The sequence below is a fragment of the Aeromonas sp. QDB62 genome, from assembly GCF_027705695.1.
GTDB classification, from domain to species: domain Bacteria; phylum Pseudomonadota; class Gammaproteobacteria; order Enterobacterales; family Aeromonadaceae; genus Aeromonas; species Aeromonas allosaccharophila.
The window spans coordinates 68,512-87,832 of sequence record NZ_JAPDCD010000015.1 but is presented as its reverse complement, the minus strand read 5'-3'; the positions used below and the strand labels follow the sequence as shown (position 1 = coordinate 87,832).

19 protein-coding genes and 3 tRNA genes are annotated in these 19,321 nt (G+C 57.5%); 10 read left to right on the top strand and 12 right to left on the bottom strand.

Annotated features, from left to right (window positions below):
• Positions 1-18: 18 nt before the first annotated feature.
• The 4 genes from rstA to OKC27_RS09680 all read right to left on the bottom strand — a co-directional run bounded on the left by rstA (position 19) and on the right by OKC27_RS09680 (position 1,371).
• On the bottom strand, positions 19-729 hold the full coding sequence (gene rstA, locus OKC27_RS09695; protein WP_270806189.1) for a two-component system response regulator RstA: 711 nt from the start codon (positions 727-729) through the stop codon (positions 19-21).
• Between the two features lie 323 nt (positions 730-1,052).
• Positions 1,053-1,128, bottom strand: a tRNA-His gene (locus tag OKC27_RS09690).
• A gap of 52 nt (positions 1,129-1,180) precedes the next feature.
• Positions 1,181-1,257: transfer RNA gene (locus OKC27_RS09685), tRNA-Arg, on the bottom strand.
• 37 nt (positions 1,258-1,294) lie between these two features.
• Positions 1,295-1,371 (bottom strand) — tRNA-Pro (locus OKC27_RS09680).
• A 213-nt stretch (positions 1,372-1,584) separates the two neighbouring features.
• Between OKC27_RS09680 and folD the strand changes: the two genes are divergently transcribed.
• Positions 1,585-2,439, top strand: coding sequence for a bifunctional methylenetetrahydrofolate dehydrogenase/methenyltetrahydrofolate cyclohydrolase FolD (gene folD, locus OKC27_RS09675; protein WP_182937645.1), 855 nt, complete (start codon positions 1,585-1,587; stop codon positions 2,437-2,439).
• A gap of 117 nt (positions 2,440-2,556) precedes the next feature.
• Here folD and cspD read toward each other — a convergent pair whose 3' ends face one another.
• Entirely contained in the window at positions 2,557-2,775 is a 219-nt protein-coding gene (gene cspD / locus OKC27_RS09670) for a cold shock-like protein CspD (RefSeq protein WP_005300025.1), read from the bottom strand.
• A gap of 229 nt (positions 2,776-3,004) precedes the next feature.
• Between cspD and clpS the strand changes: the two genes are divergently transcribed.
• Positions 3,005-3,322, top strand: coding sequence for an ATP-dependent Clp protease adapter ClpS (clpS, locus tag OKC27_RS09665; RefSeq protein ID WP_005337111.1), 318 nt, complete (start codon positions 3,005-3,007; stop codon positions 3,320-3,322).
• Positions 3,323-3,381: 59 nt separating this feature from the next.
• The gene (gene clpA, locus OKC27_RS09660) at positions 3,382-5,637 is read left to right on the top strand and encodes an ATP-dependent Clp protease ATP-binding subunit ClpA (protein ID WP_042657877.1); all 2,256 of its coding nucleotides are present in this window, start codon (positions 3,382-3,384) and stop codon (positions 5,635-5,637) included.
• Positions 5,638-5,705: 68 nt separating this feature from the next.
• Here clpA and infA read toward each other — a convergent pair whose 3' ends face one another.
• The 3 genes from infA to aat form a co-directional block, all read right to left on the bottom strand.
• Positions 5,706-5,924 carry a translation initiation factor IF-1 gene (gene infA / locus OKC27_RS09655; RefSeq protein WP_005300033.1) on the bottom strand — a complete coding sequence of 73 codons (219 nt, stop codon included), beginning with the start codon at positions 5,922-5,924 and terminating at the stop codon, positions 5,706-5,708.
• A 68-nt stretch (positions 5,925-5,992) separates the two neighbouring features.
• Positions 5,993-6,709 (bottom strand): arginyltransferase, encoded by a 717-nt coding sequence (locus OKC27_RS09650; RefSeq protein WP_042062220.1) that lies wholly within the window; start codon positions 6,707-6,709, stop codon positions 5,993-5,995.
• Positions 6,706-7,413 (bottom strand): leucyl/phenylalanyl-tRNA--protein transferase, encoded by a 708-nt coding sequence (aat, locus tag OKC27_RS09645; RefSeq protein WP_042062222.1) that lies wholly within the window; start codon positions 7,411-7,413, stop codon positions 6,706-6,708. Before aat ends, OKC27_RS09650 begins: the two co-directional genes overlap by 4 nt.
• A 19-nt stretch (positions 7,414-7,432) precedes the next feature.
• Between aat and OKC27_RS09640 the strand changes: the two genes are divergently transcribed.
• Positions 7,433-7,903, top strand: a complete 471-nt coding sequence (locus OKC27_RS09640; RefSeq protein ID WP_182937644.1) for a glycine zipper 2TM domain-containing protein — start codon at positions 7,433-7,435, stop codon at positions 7,901-7,903.
• 108 nt (positions 7,904-8,011) lie between these two features.
• Here OKC27_RS09640 and OKC27_RS09635 read toward each other — a convergent pair whose 3' ends face one another.
• The 3 genes from OKC27_RS09635 to ald form a co-directional block, all read right to left on the bottom strand.
• Complete coding sequence (locus OKC27_RS09635; RefSeq protein ID WP_182932480.1) at positions 8,012-9,259, bottom strand: diguanylate cyclase; 1,248 nt, start codon at positions 9,257-9,259, stop codon at positions 8,012-8,014.
• Between the two features lie 63 nt (positions 9,260-9,322).
• The gene (trxB, locus tag OKC27_RS09630) at positions 9,323-10,273 is read right to left on the bottom strand and encodes a thioredoxin-disulfide reductase (protein ID WP_042062225.1); all 951 of its coding nucleotides are present in this window, start codon (positions 10,271-10,273) and stop codon (positions 9,323-9,325) included.
• Between the two features lie 187 nt (positions 10,274-10,460).
• Positions 10,461-11,576 (bottom strand): alanine dehydrogenase, encoded by a 1,116-nt coding sequence (gene ald, locus OKC27_RS09625; protein ID WP_042657883.1) that lies wholly within the window; start codon positions 11,574-11,576, stop codon positions 10,461-10,463.
• Between the two features lie 150 nt (positions 11,577-11,726).
• Between ald and lrp the strand changes: the two genes are divergently transcribed.
• The 5 genes from lrp (at position 11,727) to serS (ending at position 18,626) form a co-directional block, all read left to right on the top strand.
• Positions 11,727-12,218, top strand: a complete 492-nt coding sequence (gene lrp, locus OKC27_RS09620; RefSeq protein WP_005300047.1) for a leucine-responsive transcriptional regulator Lrp — start codon at positions 11,727-11,729, stop codon at positions 12,216-12,218.
• A 202-nt stretch (positions 12,219-12,420) separates the two neighbouring features.
• On the top strand, positions 12,421-14,937 hold the full coding sequence (locus OKC27_RS09615; RefSeq protein WP_042657884.1) for a DNA translocase FtsK: 2,517 nt from the start codon (positions 12,421-12,423) through the stop codon (positions 14,935-14,937).
• 80 nt (positions 14,938-15,017) lie between these two features.
• Positions 15,018-15,626: an outer membrane lipoprotein chaperone LolA gene (lolA, locus tag OKC27_RS09610; RefSeq protein ID WP_042063852.1), complete on the top strand. Its 609-nt coding sequence runs from the start codon at positions 15,018-15,020 to the stop codon at positions 15,624-15,626.
• 76 nt (positions 15,627-15,702) lie between these two features.
• Positions 15,703-17,040, top strand: a complete 1,338-nt coding sequence (locus OKC27_RS09605; RefSeq protein WP_270693375.1) for a replication-associated recombination protein A — start codon at positions 15,703-15,705, stop codon at positions 17,038-17,040.
• A 290-nt stretch (positions 17,041-17,330) separates the two neighbouring features.
• The gene (gene serS / locus OKC27_RS09600) at positions 17,331-18,626 is read left to right on the top strand and encodes a serine--tRNA ligase (RefSeq protein ID WP_270693376.1); all 1,296 of its coding nucleotides are present in this window, start codon (positions 17,331-17,333) and stop codon (positions 18,624-18,626) included.
• A 2-nt stretch (positions 18,627-18,628) separates the two neighbouring features.
• Here the strand turns inward: serS and OKC27_RS09595 are convergent, their stop codons facing one another.
• Positions 18,629-18,805, bottom strand: coding sequence for a hypothetical protein (locus OKC27_RS09595; RefSeq protein WP_162626921.1), 177 nt, complete (start codon positions 18,803-18,805; stop codon positions 18,629-18,631).
• An 8-nt stretch (positions 18,806-18,813) separates the two neighbouring features.
• On the opposite strand from OKC27_RS09595, the gene OKC27_RS09590 reads away from it, so the two are divergent.
• On the top strand, positions 18,814-19,302 hold the full coding sequence (locus OKC27_RS09590; protein WP_042657886.1) for a CvpA family protein: 489 nt from the start codon (positions 18,814-18,816) through the stop codon (positions 19,300-19,302).
• Positions 19,303-19,321 lie beyond the last annotated feature (19 nt).

The window sequence follows — 19,321 nt, the reverse complement described above, 5'->3', positions numbered from 1 at the left end:
GGTGCTCCCGAAAGAGGGTTATTCCCAGGCGTGGGGGACAAACAGGTAGCCTTTCTGGCGCACCGTCTTGATCCGTGTCGGGTTGTCGGGGTTATCACCCAGTTTTCGGCGCAGGCGGGAGATGGCCACATCCATGCTGCGATCCTGACCGTCATACTCCCGGCCGCGCAGACTGCGAAAGAGGGCTTCCCGACTCAAGATTTGGCCCGCGTGACAGGTGAGCTCCCACAGCAGATCAAAATCGGCGGTCGAGAGGGCAATGCTCTCGCCATCGAGCCGCACATCTCGCCCCGGGCCATCCACCCGCAGCCGACCAAATTGCAGCTGCTGGGGAACACTGCTGGTGACGACGGGTTGGGTTGATGTTTGCTGGTGCTGGCGAAACTGCACCCGCAACCGGGCAAGTAGCACCGGCGGCGGCGTCGTTTTGAGGATGTAGTCGTTGGCACCCAGCTCCAGACTCAGGATCTGGTTCATGTCGCTGTCCAGCGAGGTGAGCATCACGATGGGGCCGTCGAAGCGCGGGCGCAGATCCCGACAGAGGGACATGCCATCCTGTCCCGGCAGCATGATATCGAGCAGCACCAGATCGGGCTGTTCGGCCTCGACCCGGGCCAGCGCCATGTCCCCTCGGGGCTCGAGGATCACCTCCATATCGTGGCGACCGAGCCAACTGCTGATGAGCTGGCCAATCTCGGGATCATCTTCGATAAAAAGAATGCGTTGCATAGAAAAGCTCCAACGGGAAGCAGGAGAGAAGAAGAGCGATCAGCATATCAATGGCGCTTGGGAAATACAGAAAAAGAACCGGGCAGGCTGATGTGCGGGGGAGCGTGGCCGTGTGTATCGACGGGGGCTACGAATCGTGACAAATGGGCGAGCCGCGTTTATCGATCTGAAGGATGGCCTTGCAGACAAGGTAAGGCGCTGTCGTGCGCAAACATGCGCAAAAACAAAAAAAACCGGCCAAGGCCGGTTTTTCGTGGGGCAGACCAGAAGGTCACTGCACCTGGTCGATTGACATCACCTTGCGGCAATCATCGACAGAATAATGGGGTGGCTGATGGGGCTCGAACCCACGACAACCGGAATCACAATCCGGGACTCTACCAACTGAGCTACAGCCACCACTGAAATCTTCATCAACGCTCGCCAATCCAGAAGGGAAGGGGAGAATCAATGGCGCGCCCTGCAGGATTCGAACCTGCGACCCACGGCTTAGAAGGCCGTTGCTCTATCCGACTGAGCTAAGGGCGCTCGGTATCAACACGTCTTGACGACGAGTCGATGAACATGGTCGGTGATAAAGGATTCGAACCTTTGACCCTCTGGTCCCAAACCAGATGCGCTACCGGACTGCGCTAATCACCGAAAATCCCTGACCAGCATAGCGACAAGCGTCGTACTGGGCAACGGGCGGGCATCATAGCCAAGCGTACGGGCCAGCGTCAACGTATTTTTCCCCCAGTAAATTCAAGTGCCTACTTATTGCCCGCTACAGGCCTGGCGTGCGTCTGCCGCTAACACCCCGGCTAAAAAAATGCGACAATGCGCGGCAGTTGAACACATGGTGAGTGGAGAACGATGTCTGCCAAAATCATAGATGGAAAACAGGTTGCGCAAACGATTCGCAGCCAGGTCGCGGCGCAAGTCCAACAGCGGTTGGCGGCAGGGAAACGGGCTCCAGGGCTGGCAGTCATTCTGGTGGGGGCGGATCCGGCCTCTCAGGTCTATGTCGGCAGCAAACGCCGGGCGTGTGAGGAGGTGGGTTTTCTCTCCCGTTCCTATGACCTGAGTGCAACTGCCAGTCAGGAAGATCTGCTGGCGCTGATCGACCAGCTGAATGAAGATAGCCACGTAGATGGCATTCTGGTTCAGTTGCCGTTGCCGGATCACTTCGATACCACTCAGGTGCTGGAGCGGATCCAGCCTGACAAGGATGTTGACGGTTTCCACCCCTATAACGTAGGCCGTCTGGCCCAACGTATTCCGGCGCTGCGCCCCTGCACCCCGAAAGGGATCATGACGCTGATTGAGACCACCGGCGTGAAGACGCATGGTCTGCATGCGGTCGTGGTGGGAGCGTCCAATATAGTGGGGCGTCCCATGACCCTCGAATTGCTGCTGGCGGGCTGCACGACCACGACTTGTCACCGCTTTACCCGGGATCTGGAAGATCAGGTACGCCGTGCCGATCTGCTGGTTGTTGCGGTCGGCAAGCCCAACTTCATTCCGGGCGAGTGGATCAAACCGGGCGCGCTGGTGATCGATGTGGGTATCAACCGCCTGGCTGATGGTTCACTGGTCGGCGATGTGGAGTTTGAGACGGCGCGCAGCCATGCTTCTTTCATTACCCCGGTACCCGGTGGCGTGGGCCCGATGACGGTAGCCAGCCTGATGGAAAATACCCTGATCGCCTGCAGTGAATATCACGACTGATCGTGACTGGCGATAACCCTGTGATCCCGTGAGGAGGCAGGACGCGCCAGAAATCTGACAATAAAAAACCGGTTGCTCAAAGAGGAACCGGTTTTTTATTTATCCAACGGGTGTTATTTACATATTTTGTGCTTCGTTTGGCACAATCACAGAAGCGTGATTTCCTTTCGGCCCCTGTTGCAGTTCAAAATTGACGGCCTGACCCGCTTTCAGGGTCTTGTAGCCCTCCATTTGAATCGTGGAGTAGTGAGCGAAGATATCCTCACCGCCCCCTTCCGGACAGATAAACCCAAATCCTTTTGCGTTGTTAAACCACTTAACTGTGCCGGTTGCCATACTTCTACATCCTTTTATTGATTACCCAGAAGTCGTTGAGTAACCTGCGCCAGCCCTTTATAACTAGGGACATGAGCCCGTAGCAGACGGGCACAGATTAGCAAGTAACCAATCTAGTCCAACTTTTGAGCGAGTCAAGAAGTTGTTAACAGCTGATGTGATCTGGTTAACAAGTCTATTGACAACCTTGTGTTAGACGGTAGTAATCTAGAGGTACCAAAGCGCGATTATGAGCAAGCAGAAAGAACTCTTTGCTAATGAAGAGATTGCAGAAGCAGAGAAAACCAAGCTGCAGCCGCCACCCATGTATAAGGTTGTGTTGAACAACGATGACTATACGCCGATGGAGTTTGTGGTGGAGGTGCTGCAAAAGTTCTTTGGTATGGATTTGGACAAGGCGACTCAGGTCATGCTGAGTGTGCATTATAGTGGTAAGGGTGTCTGCGGCATGTTTACTGCAGAGATCGCCGAAACCAAGGTTGTCCAGGTCAACACCTATGCACGTAACAATGAACATCCACTGCTCTGTACTATGGAAAAGGCTTGAATCTGATGACTTGATGGCGAGTGTGACACCACATTGTAGCTGTACTAGGGGAGGTGCCTATGTTGAATAAAGATCTAGAAAAGACGCTGAACGAGGCGTTCAAACTGGCCCGTGACGAGCGCCACGAATTCATGACTGTCGAGCACCTGTTGTTAGCCCTTCTGGATAACAGTTCAGCCCATGAGGCGCTGAGCTCCTGTGGTGCCGATGTCGAGCAGATGCGCAAGGAGATCCGCGCATTTATCACCCAAACTACTCCACTCATTCCGCGCGATGATGAAGATCGTGAAACCCAGCCGACACTGGGCTTCCAGCGCGTGTTGCAGCGTGCCGTCTTCCATGTGCAATCCTCCGGCAATACCGAAGTCAGCGGCGCCAACGTGCTGGTCGCTATCTTCAGTGAGCAGGAGTCACAAGCTGCCTATTTCCTGAAAAAAGCCGAGATCAGCCGTCTCGACGTCGTCAATTTCCTCTCCCACGGGGTGCGCAAGGATAACAAGCCGGATCTCGGCAGCAATAACAATCCCGAGTCTGATGATGATGTCTCGGCCGCCCAGATCGAGAGCTTTGCCACCAACCTGAACCAGCTGGTGCTGGAAGGGCGCATCGATCCACTGATTGGCCGTGATCAGGAGCTCAACCGCACCATTCAAGTGCTCTGTCGCCGTCGCAAGAACAACCCGCTGTTGGTGGGTGAAGCTGGCGTGGGCAAAACTGCCATTGCCGAAGGGCTTGCCTATCGCATCGTCAAGGGTGATGTGCCCGAGGTGATTGCGGGCAGCACCATCTATTCGCTGGATATGGGTTCTCTGCTGGCGGGTACCAAATACCGTGGTGATTTCGAGAAGCGCCTCAAGGTACTGCTCAAGCAGATTGAACGTCAGGAAGGGGCGATCCTCTTTATCGACGAGATCCATACCATCATCGGTGCCGGTGCGGCATCTGGTGGTCAGCTGGATGCGGCCAACCTGATCAAGCCGCTGCTCTCCAATGGTTTGCTTCGCTGTGTGGGATCCACCACCTATCAGGAGTATGCCCAGATCTTCGAGAAAGACCGTGCGTTGGCGCGTCGCTTCCAGAAGATCGATATTGTCGAGCCGACTATCGATGACACCACGCGTATTCTGATGGGGCTCAAGAGCCGCTACGAGGCTCACCACGGCGTGCGCTACACCGCCAAGGCGATCCGGGCGGCTGCCGAGCTCTCTGCCAAGTACATCAATGATCGTCACTTGCCCGACAAGGCGATCGACGTGATCGATGAGGCCGGTGCCGGTCAACGGTTGCTGCCAGCGAGCAAGCGCAAGAAAGTGATCAATGTGCAGGAGATTGAGTCCATCGTTGCCAAGATTGCCCGTATTCCGGAGAAATCAGTCTCCTCCTCTGATAAAGAGGTGCTGAAGCACCTGGAGCGCAATCTCAAGATGGTGGTCTTTGGTCAGGACAAGGCCATTGAGGTGCTGGCTGATGCGATCCGCCTGTCACGCTCGGGCCTTGGCAACGAGCGTCGCCCGGTTGGCTGCTTCCTGTTTGCTGGCCCCACCGGTGTCGGTAAAACAGAGGTGACCCAGCAGTTGGGCAAAGCATTGGGTGTCGAGATGCTGCGCTTTGATATGTCCGAGTACATGGAACGCCATACCGTATCTCGCCTGATTGGCGCGCCTCCCGGCTACGTCGGTTTTGAACAGGGTGGTTTGCTGACCGATGCGGTGATCAAGCATCCCCACTCGGTGGTGTTGCTCGACGAGATTGAGAAGGCTCACCCGGATGTGTTCAACCTGCTGTTGCAGGTGATGGACAACGGTACCCTGACCGATAACAACGGGCGCAAGGCGGATTTTCGTAATGTCATTCTGGTGATGACCACTAACGCTGGCGTTCAGGAGACCCAGCGCAAGTCGATTGGCTTCCAGCAACAGGATTTGAGCCACGATGCCATGGCGGTGATCAACAAGACCTTCAGTCCGGAGTTTCGTAACCGGCTTGATCACACCATCTGGTTCAACCATCTCGATATGACGGTGATCCATCAGGTGGTCGACAAGTTCATTGTCGAGTTGCAGGTTCAACTGGATGCGAAGGGAGTCTCTCTCGAGGTGTCCGAGCGTGCCCGCCACTGGTTGGCAGAGAAGGGATATGACAGAGCCATGGGTGCCAGACCGATGGGTCGGGTGATCCAGGAGCACCTCAAGAAACCCCTGGCCAACGAGATCCTGTTCGGTTCACTGGTTGACGGGGGGATAGTGAAGGTTGAGTTGGTAAATGACAGCCTCAGCTTTGATTTTCAGGTCAATGTTGAAGCTGTTTCCCACTAAGCGTCAGTGATCAGAAAACGACAAAAAACCCCAACCGACAGGTTGGGGTTTTTTGCTGAATTCCTGGCTTAGCGAGAGCGGAAAACAATACGTCCCTTGGAGAGATCGTAGGGAGTCAGTGCTACCGTTACTTTGTCTCCAGTCAGGATACGAATGTAGTTTTTGCGCATCTTGCCTGAAATATGAGCGATAACCACGTGACCATTCTCCAGTTCCACACGGAACATGGTATTGGGCAGGGTTTCGAGAATAGTGCCCTGCATCTCAATACTGTCTTCTTTAGCCATTGAATCCTCTTGATAAGCCACAACAAAAAACCGCTGGATCATGCCGGATTTAAGGCTATGTGTAAAGTTTACTCGGGCTTGGTGTCGATATTTTTCCATTCCCCCTGAATTAACAGCTCGTGAGGGAGGTAATTGCGCTTGTAATTCATCTTGCGGCACGCCTCCACCAGGTAGCCAAGATAGAGCCAGCTTCGCCCGGTTCGCCTGGCCAGATCAAGCTGGCAGAGGATCGCAAAAGTGCCCAGGGAGCGATCGGCATAGTCCGGATCGAAGAAGGTGTACATGGCGCTGAGGGAGTGGGGCAGCAGGTCTGTGGTGGCCACGCCGATAAGACGGCCCTCCTTGCGCATCTCCAGATAGAGCGGCGGCATCCAGTCACAATGGAGAAAACCGCGATACTGGCTGCGGTTGGGGGGATACATGCTGCCATCGTGATGGCGTTCGCGGATATAGCGTTCGTAGAGCAGGTAATACTCGGGCTTGTCATCGTAGCTCAGGACGAGCTCGATATCTTTGTTGAGCTGGCGGATCCGCTTCTGGCCGCGGCTGGGACGAAAGCGTTCGCTGTGAATACGAAGGGATTGGCAGGCATGGCACGCCGGGCAGTGGGGACGATAGATGTCATTGCCACTGCGGCGAAAACCGGCTGTCAACAATCGCTCGTAGCCGTTGGCGTTGAGCAGATTGTGATCCATCAGCACCAGCAACTGTTCCTGCTCATGATCCAGATAGCTGCAAGGATGCTTGGGGGTCAGCCCAACCTTGAGGATCACTTCTTCAGTCATAAGCTGATCTCTCCCTCTTGCCAGCAGGAAGCCAACAGTGGTTGATGGCCAAGGCGCGCCAGCTCGGCCAGAAAACGGGCTCTTGGCCATTCCTCGATACCCAGGGTCGCCAGAAACGGGTTTTGCATCTGGCAATCGATGAGGGCGCCGCGATGGCGGACGAAGTGGCGACAGAGTGCCACCATGGCCAGCTTGGCGCCGTTATCGATGCGGCTGAACATGGATTCACCGCAAAACAGTCGGCCGATAGAGAGGCCATACAGTCCCGCTTGCAGTTCTCCCTCCTGCCAGATCTCGATAGAGTGGGCATGACCCAGCCGGTGCAGTTGCTGGTAGGCCTCGATCATGGGTTGGCTGATCCAGGTGCCATCAGCGGTGCGACGAGGGGCGGCGCAGGCGGTGATGACTTCATTAAAGGCGCGATTGACGGAAATATCGAATGGGGTACGGCGGATAATCTTCTGCAATGTCCGCCCCACATGGAGTTGGTCTGGACGGATCACCCCGCGGGGATCCGGTGACCACCACAGGGTCGGCTGGTGGGGTTCATTCCACGGGAAGATCCCCTTGTGGTAAGCTGCCAGCAATCTGGCCGGGGAGAGATCTCCGCCGATCGCCAGCAAGCCGTTGGGCTCTTCCAGCGCATGGCTGGGGTCGGGAAACCAGCAAAGCTCATCATCCAGTTGGGTAAGATAGCGAGACATAAGGCGACGAGGTTCATAGATGAAGGCCATTATCCTGATAGTATCCAGCTTGCTCTGCTTTGTCACGGCGCCCGCCGGGGCAGAAGTCTACCAGCGCAATACCGCGCGGCCGGTCAATCAGGTGGTGTTTGGCCAGGTCGAAACGGTGCGCAATATTACTCAGCGCCAGATCCTGGAGTCCGAGCACTCTGGCTGGAAGACGTTGGGCGGTGCCGTGCTGGGCGGCCTGCTTGGCAACCAGTTTGGCGGCGGTCATGGCCGTGAAATCGCCACCGCCGTCGGCGCGCTCGCGGGAGCTGCAGCTGCGCAGCAATACCAGTCCGGGGAAACCGTGGTGGAAAACAAGCTGGTGGAGCTGTTGATCCGCAACGAGCAAAATGCCCTTATCAACGTGATCCAGGATTATGATCCCGCCATGGTCTTTGCCAATGGGGACAAGGTGCGCATTCTCTATTTCGATGATGGGGTGCGGGTCGACAAGACTTACTGACTTTCGATAGTCATGGTGATGGGGAGACTGTGGCAGGAAATGAACCCGCAGACTCTCCTGCTGGAAAGTCTGTCGGGCGGTAATACACGGGACTGATGCCCTGAGGATTCAGATAGCCGTCTCTTGAGAGACTATCTTGTCGCGACCGGTGTTCTTTGCCTGATAAAGCAGCCGGTCTGCTTCGCTCAGCGCCTCGTCCATGGATACCCGCCCGACGCTGATCACGCCGTAACTGGCGCGCACAAACAGCGGGGTCTCCGGTGACAGGGGTTGCTGGCGCAGCTGCTGACGCAGCCCTTCAAGACGCTTGATCAACACGGGGACGGTGCAGTGAGGCACCATCATGGCAAATTCCTCTCCGCCAAAGCGGGCGATCATGGCATCGGGGAAGAACTGGGTCAGTAGCCGGGTCAGGTGGCAGAGCAGTTGATCGCCGATGGCATGGCCCCAGTGATCGTTGACCTGCTTGAAGTGATCCACATCGAGCACACAGAGTGCGAGTTGTGTCTGCTGGCGTTGATGCTCTTCAAACCATTTTTGCCCTTCGTTGAACCAGTAACGCCGGTTGTAGAGACCGGTCAGGTAGTCACGATTGGCTGACTCCTGAATGCTGTTGAACTGTTCGAGCGCTTCCAGATTGTGGCTGACCCGGCACTGCAGCTCTTCTGGCTCGAACGGCTGGTTGAGAAAGTCGTTGGCGCCCTGCTTGAGGTAGCGAGCAGAGAGACCGCGCTTGTCCGAGACCGAGATCCCGATGATCGCGAGTTGCTGCTTGCTGTAACGCTCTCTCAGCATCCTCACCAGACTGATGCCATCGATATCCGGCATGTAGTAGTCGACCAGTGCCAGTCGAATGGCCGGGTGCTGCTCCAGCATCGCCATCGCTTCACGGGCATGGCTTGCCTCATGCACCTGCAACAGCTGTTTGCGCAACTGGGCCATGGTGCGGTGGCGGGAGGTGCGTGAGTCATCGACCACCAGCACTTCGATGGACTGGTTGAGATAGAGGCGGTGCACCAGACTGACGGCATATTGCAGCGAGTGGCGCGAATCCTTCATCACATAGTCCAGCACGCCGGTTTCCAGCCAGGCGGCACGTTTATCCTCGCTGATGTCGGCAGTGAGGATCACCACCGGCAAACCCCGCTCCAGCAGCTCGTTCACCGCCTCGCCACGGGGAGCATCCGGCAAGGTCAAGTCCACCAGTGCGACCACATACTCCTCGCCCCGGCAGTGACGGGCACCTTCGAGGGTATCGAAGGCGTCAATCTCGAGGCCAGTCTGCTGGGCAATGGCCTGAGTGAGCATACGGCGAATGGTCAGGCTATCTTCGACAATCAATATCTTCTGTTTCATTAGACTCCTTAAATGAAAAAAGGCATACCGACTGGTATGCCTTATATCACATCTTGCGCGCGTTTATTGTGCGTCGAGATAACGCTCGGCATCGAGGGCTGCCATGCAGCCGGTACCGGCCGAGGTGATGGCCTGACGGTAGTTGTGGTCGGCCACGTCACCGGCGGCAAACACCCCTTCAATGCTGGTCTGGGTGGCAAAACCGTCCAGCCCGCCACGTACTTTCAGATAGCCGTTTTGCATCTCCAGCTGGCCATCGAAGATCTGGGTATTGGGCTGGTGGCCGATGGCGATGAAGACGCCCATCAGCGGCAGCTCGCTGGTGCTGTTGTCCTGAGTGTTGCGCAGGCGCACACCGGTGACCCCCATCTGATCCCCCAGCACTTCGTCCAGAGTCTGGTGGGTGTGCAACACGATGTTGCCGCTCGCGACCTTGTCGTGCAGACGCTTGATCAGGATCTTTTCGGCACGGAACTCGTCGCGGCGGTGGATCAGGTGCACCTTCTTGGCGATGTTGGCCAGATAGAGGGCCTCTTCCACTGCGGTGTTACCGCCACCGATCACCGCCACTTCCTGATTGCGGTAGAAGAAACCGTCACAGGTCGCACAGGCGGAGACACCGCGGCCCTTGAAGGCCTCTTCGGAAGGAAGGCCCAGATACTTGGCGGAGGCGCCGGTCGCGATGATCAGGGCATCGCAGGTGTACTCGCCGTTGTCCCCTTTGAGGCGGAATGGGCGCTGGGTCAGTTCGACACTGTTGATGTGATCAAACAGGATACGGGTATCGAACTTCTCTGCATGGGCTTTCATACGCTCCATCAGCGCCGGGCCGGTCAGACCTTCCGGATCACCTGGCCAGTTCTCCACTTCGGTGGTGGTGGTCAGCTGACCACCTTGTTGCATGCCGGTGATGAGCAGGGGATTGAGGTTGGCGCGGGCGGCGTAGACGGCCGCTGTGTAACCGGCCGGGCCTGACCCTAAGATCAGCAATTTGCTGTGAGTGACTTGGCTCATGATGTAATTTCCGGGATGTGATGAGTTTGCGCGATTGTAGGTAATTCGTGATCCGCGGTCAAAGGCTGGCGAGTCGATTGCACTAATCGTGTGCGCAAGCGGTGACAGCGCAAAACAAAGGGATAAAAAAAACCGCCCATCGCGGGCGGATTTTCACTCATCGTTGACTGGCGCAGGCCAGCGCAGATCAGTTCAGCAGGGTCAGGGCATCCGTATGGGCAAGGCCATGAGCCACGGCTACCTCCTTGCAAGTCAGCTTGCCATTCATCACGTTGAGGCCATGACGCAGGTGTACGTCTGACAACAGGGCGTCGCGGTAGCCTTGTTGTGCCAGCTTGATGATAAAGGGGAGGGTGGCATTGTTGAGCGCCACGGTCGAGGTACGGGCTACCGCCCCCGGCATGTTGGCAACGCAGTAGTGCACCACCTCATCGACGATAAAAGTAGGATCTTCATGGGTGGTGGCGTGGGAGGTTTCCACACAGCCGCCCTGATCGATCGCCACATCGACGATGGCAGAGCCCGGCTTCATGCGCGCAATATGGTCACGGCTGACAAGTTTTGGCGCAGTGGCACCCGGCACCAGCACGCCGCCGATGACCAGATCCGCGGCCAGCAGATGGCGCTCCAGGGTCTCGCTGTTGGAGTAGACCACCTTGGCCGCGCCCTGGAACTCGTTATCGAGACGGCGCAGGGTATCGACGTTGTTGTCGAGGATGGTAACATCTGCACGCAGGCCAATGGCCATGCGGGCTGCATTGGAGCCGACCACGCCGCCGCCGATGATCACCACCTTGGCCGGCTCGACACCGGGTACGCCGCCGAGCAGCACCCCACTCCCGCCGCGCGATTTTTCCAGCGCCTGGGCACCCGCCTGAATAGACATGCGTCCGGCCACTTCCGACATGGGGGCCAGCAGGGGCAGGCCGCCACGGCCGTCGGTGACAGTTTCATAGGCGATGCAGATGGCGCCGCTTTGCAGCAGAGCTTCGGTCTGGGCCAAGTCTGGCGCCAGATGCAGATAGGTGAACAGGGTTTGACCCGGACGCAGCATGGCACATTCGACAGGCTGAGGTTCCTTGACCTTGACGATCATCTCGGCTTTGGCGAAAACCTCTGCTGCAGAGGCCAAAATTTCGGCGCCAACAGCGATATAATCTGCATCGCTAAAGCCAATGCCGTTTCCGGCACCGCTTTGGACGAAAACAGTATGGTTTCGTGCTGTCAGTTCACGTACACTGGCCGGAACCATGCCTACGCGGTATTCATGGTTTTTTATCTCTTTAGGTACACCGATAATCATGCTATCCCTCGTCTATAGATTGGTGTTTCATGTTGCCAAAATGTTAACCAACATTTGCGCCTAGTATATTCAGGTATTGACAGGATTTGTGACCATAATTATAAAATGACTGGTGATTCTTACCAAAAAATAGCCAAAGGATGGAATAAAATGATGGAAGCTAAGAGTCGGCTAAAGGATTTGGACAGGATTGACCGCAACATTCTTAATGAACTGCAAAAGGATGGCAGGATTTCGAATGTTGAGTTGTCCAAACGAGTTGGCCTGAGTCCTACACCGTGTCTGGAACGGGTTCGTCGCCTCGAGCGACAAGGTTATATCGAAGGATATGCCGCTATTCTGAACCCTCATTATCTGGACGCATCTCTGCTGGTGTTTGTAGAGATAACCCTCAATCGCGGGGCGCCTGATGTATTTGAACAGTTCAACAAGGCTGTTCAGGTACTCGAAGAGATCCAGGAGTGTCATCTGGTCTCCGGTGACTTTGACTACCTGCTCAAGACCCGAGTCAGCGACATGTCGGCTTACCGCCGTCTGTTGGGGGAAACCCTGCTGCGTCTGCCCGGTGTCAATGACACCCGCACCTACGTGGTGATGGAAGAGGTCAAGCAGAGCAGTCGTCTGGTGATCAGCACCCGATAAAGCAGGTTATGCCGTGGTTTCTTTTCCATATGAGACACCATGACAGCCAGAAACGAGCGGCCGGTCCGCTCGTTTCTTCTTGTAAAGATAATTGCAAATATGGCCCCGTCCCATCAGGCTCTGGCTGACAATCGGTGGGCTTTTCGGGGATACTAGGCCCCCTTATTTCCTGCATTACATGTTTTCAGAAAGGAGCCGGAGTTTGGCCGATAAAAAGCTGTTTACTCCTTTATCAGGTACACAACGGATCTTCGAAGCCGTCTTGATCGCCATCACCCTGATGGCTGCTTATCTTCTGCTTGCCCTGTTGTCCTATCATCCCGCTGATCCCGGCTGGTCCCAGACCTCCTGGCAAGGGGAGGTGAAGAACCTCGCCGGTAGTGCCGGTGCCTGGCTCGCCGACATCACCATGTTTACCTTTGGTGCCTTCTCCTATCTGGTGCCGCCGCTGGTGGTACTGCTGGGCTGGAGTCTCTTCTGGCGGCCGAGCCGTCTGCTCGATGTGGATTACCTCACCCTGGGGGTGCGGATCATCGGCTTTATCCTGACCGTGCTCGGCATGTCGGCCATTGCCAGCATGAACTTCAACGATATGCAGAACTTCTCCGCCGGTGGTCTGGTGGGGGATGTGATCGCCTCCGCGGTGGTGCCGCTGTTTGGCGGCGTCGGGGCCAACCTGATGCTGCTCTGCTTTGTGGCAACCGGTATCACCCTGTTTACCGGCTGGTCCTGGCTCACCATCGTCGAGCAGATCGGCGCGGCCTGTACCGGTTCGGTCAGCGCCGTTTACCACTTCCCTACTACCCTCGGTCGCTGGCTGACCGGTGGCTGGCGTCAACCCCGCAACGAGGGGCCGGATCCCTTGCTGGAAGGCGGGGTAGGTGCTATCGCGTTTGATGATGAGGAAGATGAGCCGCACACCAGCTGGACCCGCCGACCCAAGGCCAAGGATCAGAAGGCCGCCGCCGAAGAGTGGCTGCCGGAACTCGACGACGATACCTTCGAGTTCGACCCGCAGTTTGATGATGAAGATGACGAGCCGGCTCCGGCTGCCAAGCCCAAACGTGCGGTGGCGGCAGCCAATGGTCGCCGTCAACCGGTACTGGCTGTGGCCGATGACGATGATGAAGACGATCTGGATCTGCCGTGGGCTGAAGGGGACGATGAGGTCGCCGCACCGGTGGCCGTGGCACCGAGCAGGCCCAAGCGTCGTCCGCAATCAACGATGCCCCCGTTGCCAAGCATCGAGCTGTTGGACAGACCGCCTGCCAAGACCCAGATGATGAGCAAGGATGAGCTGGATCGCATGGGCCGTCTGGTGGAAGCCAAGCTCGCCGACTACAACGTGCAGGCCAAGGTGGTCGGTGTCTATCCGGGCCCGGTCATCACCCGTTTCGAGCTGGATCTGGCGCCGGGCATGAAGGCGAGCAAGATCACCAACCTCTCGCGCGATCTGGCCCGTTCCCTCTCTGCCAGCAGTGTGCGGGTGGTTGAGGTTATCCCGGGCAAGACCTTCGTCGGTATCGAGCTGCCTAACCGGGTGCGCCAGACCGTCTACCTGCGCGAGACCCTCGACTGCGATGCCTTCCGCGACAGCCGCAACCCGCTTACCATGGGCCTGGGTCAGGACATCGCCGGGGAGCCGGTGGTGGTGAATCTGGCCAAGATGCCGCACCTGCTGGTGGCCGGTACCACAGGTTCCGGTAAGTCGGTGGGGGTGAACACCATGATCATCTCCATGCTCTACAAGTCATCCCCCGATGACCTGCGCTTCATCATGATCGACCCCAAGATGCTGGAACTCTCGGTCTATGAAGGGATCCCGCATCTGCTGACCGAGGTGGTGACCGACATGAAGGACGCCGCCAACGCCCTGCGCTGGTGCGTGGGCGAGATGGAGCGCCGTTACAAACTGATGTCGGCAGTTGGCGTGCGTAACCTCAAGGGCTACAACGACAAGGTGCTGGCTGCTATCGAAGCGGGCGAGCCGCTGCTCGACCCGCTGTGGCGTCCGGGTGACTCCATGGATCAGATGCCGCCGGAGCTGGAAAAACTGCCCCACATCGTGGTGGTGGTGGACGAATTTGCCGACATGATGATGATCGTCGGCAAGAAGGTGGAAGAGCTGATTGCCCGTATCGCCCAGAAGGCGCGGGCGGCCGGTATTCACCTCATTCTGGCGACCCAGCGTCCGTCGGTGGATGTGATTACCGGCCTTATCAAGGCCAACATCCCGACCCGTATTTCGTTCCAGGTGTCGAGCAAGATCGACTCGCGCACCATCATCGATCAGGGCGGGGCCGAATCCCTGCTCGGCATGGGCGACATGCTCTACATGCCGTCCGGTACCTCCAACCCGACCCGGGTACACGGTGCCTTCGTCGATGACCACGAAGTGCACAAGGTGGTGGCGGACTGGAAACTGCGTGGCGAGCCGAACTACATCGAGGAGATCCTCTCCGGTGAGTCGGGTGGCGAAGGTGGCAGCGGCGAATACGGCGGTGGTGGCGATGAAGAGCTGGACCCCCTGTTCGACGAAGCGGTCGCCTTTGTGGTGGAGTCCCGCCGTGGCTCGACCTCCAGCGTCCAGCGCAAGTTCAAGATTGGTTACAACCGGGCCGCCCGTCTCATCGAGCAGATGGAGAATCAGGGCATCGTCAGCTCACCGGGTGGCAATGGTCAGCGCGACGTGCTGGCACCGCCGCCGGTGCGGGACTAAGCCTCACCGTTTCATACTATCCCTGGCCATGCCCTCCGCGGGCGTGGCCTTTTATCGAGAGCCTCTTTATGAAGATCGTGATGAAAAAACAACTGTTGATGGGTACCGTGCTGTTGATGGCCAGCAGTCAGGTGTGGGCCGATGCGGCCAGCGATCTCAAACAGAAGCTGGCGGGTGTCAGCCTCTTCTCCGCCAAGTTTGCCCAGACCGTCTATGACAGCAAGGGCAAGGAGCTGCAAAAGGCCAGCGGCGATCTGCTGGTGCAGCGGCCAAACCGTTTCAACTGGCACACAACCTCGCCGGACGAGAGCCTGATCGTGGCCGATGGTCAGGATGTCTGGGTCTATGATCCCTTCGTCGAGCAGGTCACCGCCCTCAAGTTGAAAGATGCGGTGCTCAACACCCCCTTTATTCTGATCGCCGGCAATGACGACAAGTTCTGGAAGAACTATGACGTGACCCAGCAGGGGGATGTCTACACCGTCACCAGCCGCAACAAAGATGAGCTGATCGCCTCCTTCCGTGTCACCTTCGATCGGGCCAACAACATCAGCCGTTTCGATGTGAAAGAGGCGCAAGGGCAGTGGAGCGAATTCACCCTGAGTAGCTTTAACCGCAAGCCGGTGCTCAAGGGCAACGAATTTGTTTTCAAGATCCCGAAGGGGGTCGAGCTGGACGATCAGCGCTGATGAGCAGGCGGTCGTTGGATTTCTCGTCGGACCGTTTTTCCATGGCGGTATCCGTGATACTGAACGGTCAATACAGATGAGCAACTTGTCGCTGGATTTCTCATCGGACTTTCGTCCGCTGGCGGCCCGCATGCGGCCGCAAAACCTCGACCAGTATATCGGTCAGCAACATATCCTGGGGGCTGACAAGCCCCTGCGCAAAGCCATTCTGGCGGGGCACTGCCACTCGATGATCCTGTGGGGACCGCCCGGTACCGGCAAGACCACGCTGGCGGAGCTGATGGCTCACTACTGCCAGGCGGAAGTGGAGCGACTCTCTGCGGTCACCTCCGGCATCAAGGAGATCCGCGCCGCCATTGACAAGGCGAAGGAGAACAGTTGGCGCGGGGTGCGTACCATCCTGTTCGTGGATGAAGTGCACCGCTTCAACAAGAGCCAGCAGGATGTGTTCCTGCCTCACATCGAAGATGGCACCATTACCTTTATCGGTGCCACCACTGAAAACCCCTCGTTCGAACTCAACAACGCACTGCTCTCCCGGGCCCGGGTCTATCTGCTCAAGCGGCTGGAAGAGAGCGATATCCTCGCCATGATTGATCAGGCGATGACCGATCCCCGTGGTCTCAATGATCCGGCACTCACCTTCGCCCCCGGCGTCAAAGAGGCGCTGGCCAAGGCGGTGGATGGGGACGGACGAAAATCCCTCAACTATCTGGAACTGTTGGCCGACATGGCCGAAACCGATAGCGCAGGGGCGCGGGTGATCGACAGCGGTCTGCTCGCTGCCGTGGTGGGGGAGCATGTGGCCCGCTTCGACAAGGGGGGGGATCACTTCTACGACCTCATCTCGGCGGTGCACAAATCCATTCGCGGTTCGGCGCCGGATGCGGCGCTCTATTGGTACGCCCGCATGGTGAGCGCCGGTTGCGATCCCCTCTATATCGCCCGTCGCTTGTTGGCGATTGCCTCGGAAGATGTGGGCAATGCCGATCCCCGTGCCATGCAGGTTGCCCTGTCGGCCTGGGATTGCTTCCATCGGATCGGTCCGGCGGAAGGGGAACGAGCCATCGCCCAGGCGATCGTCTATCTCGCCTGTGCCCCGAAAAGCAATGCGGTCTATACCGCCTGGAAGGCGGCGCTCCATGATGCCAAAAACCTGCCTGACTTCGAGGTGCCGGTACACCTGCGCAATGCTCCGACCAAACTGATGAGCGATCTGGGCTATGGCGCCGAATATCGCTACGCCCATGACGAGCCGGGCGCCTATGCCGCGGGCGAGCAGTATTTTCCGCCGGAGCTGGCGGGCAAGCAGTACTACCAGCCCACCGATCGCGGTCTGGAAAAGCAGATCGGCCAGAAGCTCGACTATCTCCATGAACTGGACCGGCAGAGCCCGCAAAAACGGGGTCGCTAGTCGCGTGTTTTCTCCTGCTGGATGAAAAGTGGTCAGACACTGGAAAAATGGGGTGTCTGACCCCACAAGTCGGCAAAAACGACCCAAATAGTCCCTGTTCGGGCGGGGGGGCGGTCTGCTACACTGCCCGTCTGACCCCGTTGGTTTCGGCCTGATACCATCTTCTTGATTTCGAAGGCCCGATTCTGAACACGATTGGGGTGCGCCAACCGATGTTAACTTCCGGATCTGTTTCCCAGCCCGTCATGATGACTCAGGCCCAGATCCCATTTTAAAAAAGTAGGTAAACCATGCTGGATCCCAAATATCTGCGCAGCGATATCGAAGAGGCTGCCGCTCGTCTGGCGACACGCGGTTACGTTCTGGACGTAGCGGCTGTCAACGCTCTGGAAGAGAAACGCAAGGATCTGCAGTCCCGTACCCAGGAGCTGCAGGCCGAGCGCAACGCCCGCTCCAAATCCATCGGTGAAGCTGCCCGTCGTGGTGAAGATGTTGCCCCGCTCAAGGCCGAAGTGACCAAGATCAACGACGAGCTGGAAACCAGCAAGGTCGAGCTGGATGCCCTGTTGGCCCAGCTGAAAGCCATCGCCGACGCCATCCCCAACCTGCCGAGCGAGACGACTCCGGTGGGTCGTGACGAGAACGACAACGTGGAAGTGCGCCGCTGGGGTACCCCGCGTCAGTTCAGCTTCTCGGTGCGTGATCACATCGATCTCGGTGAAGCGGCCAAGGGTGTTGACTTCAAAAATGGCGTCAAGCTCTCCGGTGCCCGTTTCGTGGTGATGAAGGGGCAGATTGCCCGTCTGCACCGCGCGCTGGCCCAGTTCATGCTGGATCTACACACCCTGCAGCACGGTTACACCGAGTGCTACGTGCCCTATCTGGTCAACCCGGATAGCCTCTATGGCACCGGCCAGTTGCCCAAGTTCTCCCAGGATCTGTTCAATACCGGGATTGAGGGCGAAGGGGAAGATGAAGGCAAGATGCGCAAGTTCTCGCTGATCCCGACCTCAGAAGTGCCGCTCACCAACATGGCCCGCGACGAGATCTTCGACGAGCAGGAACTGCCGATCAAGATGACCGCCCACAGCCCCTGCTTCCGCTCCGAAGCGGGCTCCTACGGTCGTGATACCCGTGGTCTCATCCGTATGCACCAGTTCGACAAGGTCGAGATGGTTCAGCTGGTTCACCCGGAGCAATCCTGGGAAGCGCTGGAAGAGATGGTGGGTCACGCCGAGAAGGTGCTGCAACTGCTGGAACTGCCGTATCGCGTGATGGCACTCTCTACTGGTGACATGGGCTTCTGCGCCGCCAAGACCTACGATCTGGAAGTGTGGCTGCCAGCCCAGAACACTTACCGCGAGATCTCCTCTGTCTCCAACTGTACCGACTTCCAGGCGCGCCGCATGCAGGCTCGCGTGCGTATCGACGGCAAGCCGCAGTTGCTACACACCCTGAACGGCTCCGGTCTGGCGGTGGGTCGTACTCTGGTCGCGGTGATGGAGAACTACCAGCAGGAAGATGGCCGCATCGCCATCCCGGCTGCGCTGCAATCCTACATGGGTGGCCTGACCCACATCGGGTAAGCTCACACCGCTGACCACAACGCCATGGCATTGCCATGGCGTTGTGCATTCTGGCGCCGGTCAACCGTTTTAGTGCTGAAAAAATGCGGCTTTTCGGCGCCGCTTTGAACAGTTAACACATTTTTATCAAGCAATGCACAATCGTTTTTGTTAGACTGCGCCGCAATTTCGCAGGACATCTTTTTCTATGGTCTGGATTGATTACGCCATCATCGGCATCGTCGGTTTTTCTGCTCTCATCAGCCTGGTGCGCGGCTTCGTCAAGGAGGCCATGTCTCTTGTCACCTGGTTTATCGCCTTCTTTATTGCCAGCCATTTCTATCCCGATCTTGCCGTCTATTTCACCTCGTTCTCCGACGCGCTGGTGCGCAACGGTCTGGCCATCGCCGCCCTGTTTGTAGCGACCCTGATCCTCGGCAGCGTGGTCAACTATGTGGTGGGCCTGTTGGTGGACAAGACGGGTCTCTCCGGTACCGATCGGGTGCTGGGGGTCTGCTTCGGTGCAATTCGCGGGGTGCTGATCGTCAGTGCCCTGCTTTTTTTCATGGATACCTTCACCAGCCTCTCCCAGAGCGACTGGTGGGTGGCGTCCAAGCTGGTGCCGGAGTTCAAGCCGGTGATCCAGTGGTTTTTCGGGTTCATGTTGAACTCATCCAGTTTTCTTAAACAGGTATAGTGACTTCGAGGTAGCAAAG

Bases quoted from the DNA above. Each gene is read 5' to 3' on its own strand.
- rstA (WP_270806189.1), bottom strand. From the start codon at position 729: ATGCAACGCATTCTTTTTATCGAAGATGATCCCGAGATTGGCCAGCTC.
- folD (WP_182937645.1), top strand. From the start codon at position 1,585: ATGTCTGCCAAAATCATAGATGGAAAACAGGTTGCGCAAACGATTCGC.
- cspD (WP_005300025.1), bottom strand. From the start codon at position 2,775: ATGGCAACCGGCACAGTTAAGTGGTTTAACAACGCAAAAGGATTTGGG.
- clpS (WP_005337111.1), top strand. From the start codon at position 3,005: ATGAGCAAGCAGAAAGAACTCTTTGCTAATGAAGAGATTGCAGAAGCA.
- clpA (WP_042657877.1), top strand. From the start codon at position 3,382: ATGTTGAATAAAGATCTAGAAAAGACGCTGAACGAGGCGTTCAAACTG.
- infA (WP_005300033.1), bottom strand. From the start codon at position 5,924: ATGGCTAAAGAAGACAGTATTGAGATGCAGGGCACTATTCTCGAAACC.
- OKC27_RS09650 (WP_042062220.1), bottom strand. From the start codon at position 6,709: ATGACTGAAGAAGTGATCCTCAAGGTTGGGCTGACCCCCAAGCATCCT.
- aat (WP_042062222.1), bottom strand. From the start codon at position 7,413: ATGTCTCGCTATCTTACCCAACTGGATGATGAGCTTTGCTGGTTTCCC.
- OKC27_RS09640 (WP_182937644.1), top strand. From the start codon at position 7,433: ATGAAGGCCATTATCCTGATAGTATCCAGCTTGCTCTGCTTTGTCACG.
- OKC27_RS09635 (WP_182932480.1), bottom strand. From the start codon at position 9,259: ATGAAACAGAAGATATTGATTGTCGAAGATAGCCTGACCATTCGCCGT.
- trxB (WP_042062225.1), bottom strand. From the start codon at position 10,273: ATGAGCCAAGTCACTCACAGCAAATTGCTGATCTTAGGGTCAGGCCCG.
- ald (WP_042657883.1), bottom strand. From the start codon at position 11,576: ATGATTATCGGTGTACCTAAAGAGATAAAAAACCATGAATACCGCGTA.
- lrp (WP_005300047.1), top strand. From the start codon at position 11,727: ATGATGGAAGCTAAGAGTCGGCTAAAGGATTTGGACAGGATTGACCGC.
- lolA (WP_042063852.1), top strand. From the start codon at position 15,018: ATGAAAAAACAACTGTTGATGGGTACCGTGCTGTTGATGGCCAGCAGT.
- OKC27_RS09605 (WP_270693375.1), top strand. From the start codon at position 15,703: ATGAGCAACTTGTCGCTGGATTTCTCATCGGACTTTCGTCCGCTGGCG.
- serS (WP_270693376.1), top strand. From the start codon at position 17,331: ATGCTGGATCCCAAATATCTGCGCAGCGATATCGAAGAGGCTGCCGCT.
- OKC27_RS09595 (WP_162626921.1), bottom strand. From the start codon at position 18,805: ATGTCCTGCGAAATTGCGGCGCAGTCTAACAAAAACGATTGTGCATTG.
- OKC27_RS09590 (WP_042657886.1), top strand. From the start codon at position 18,814: ATGGTCTGGATTGATTACGCCATCATCGGCATCGTCGGTTTTTCTGCT.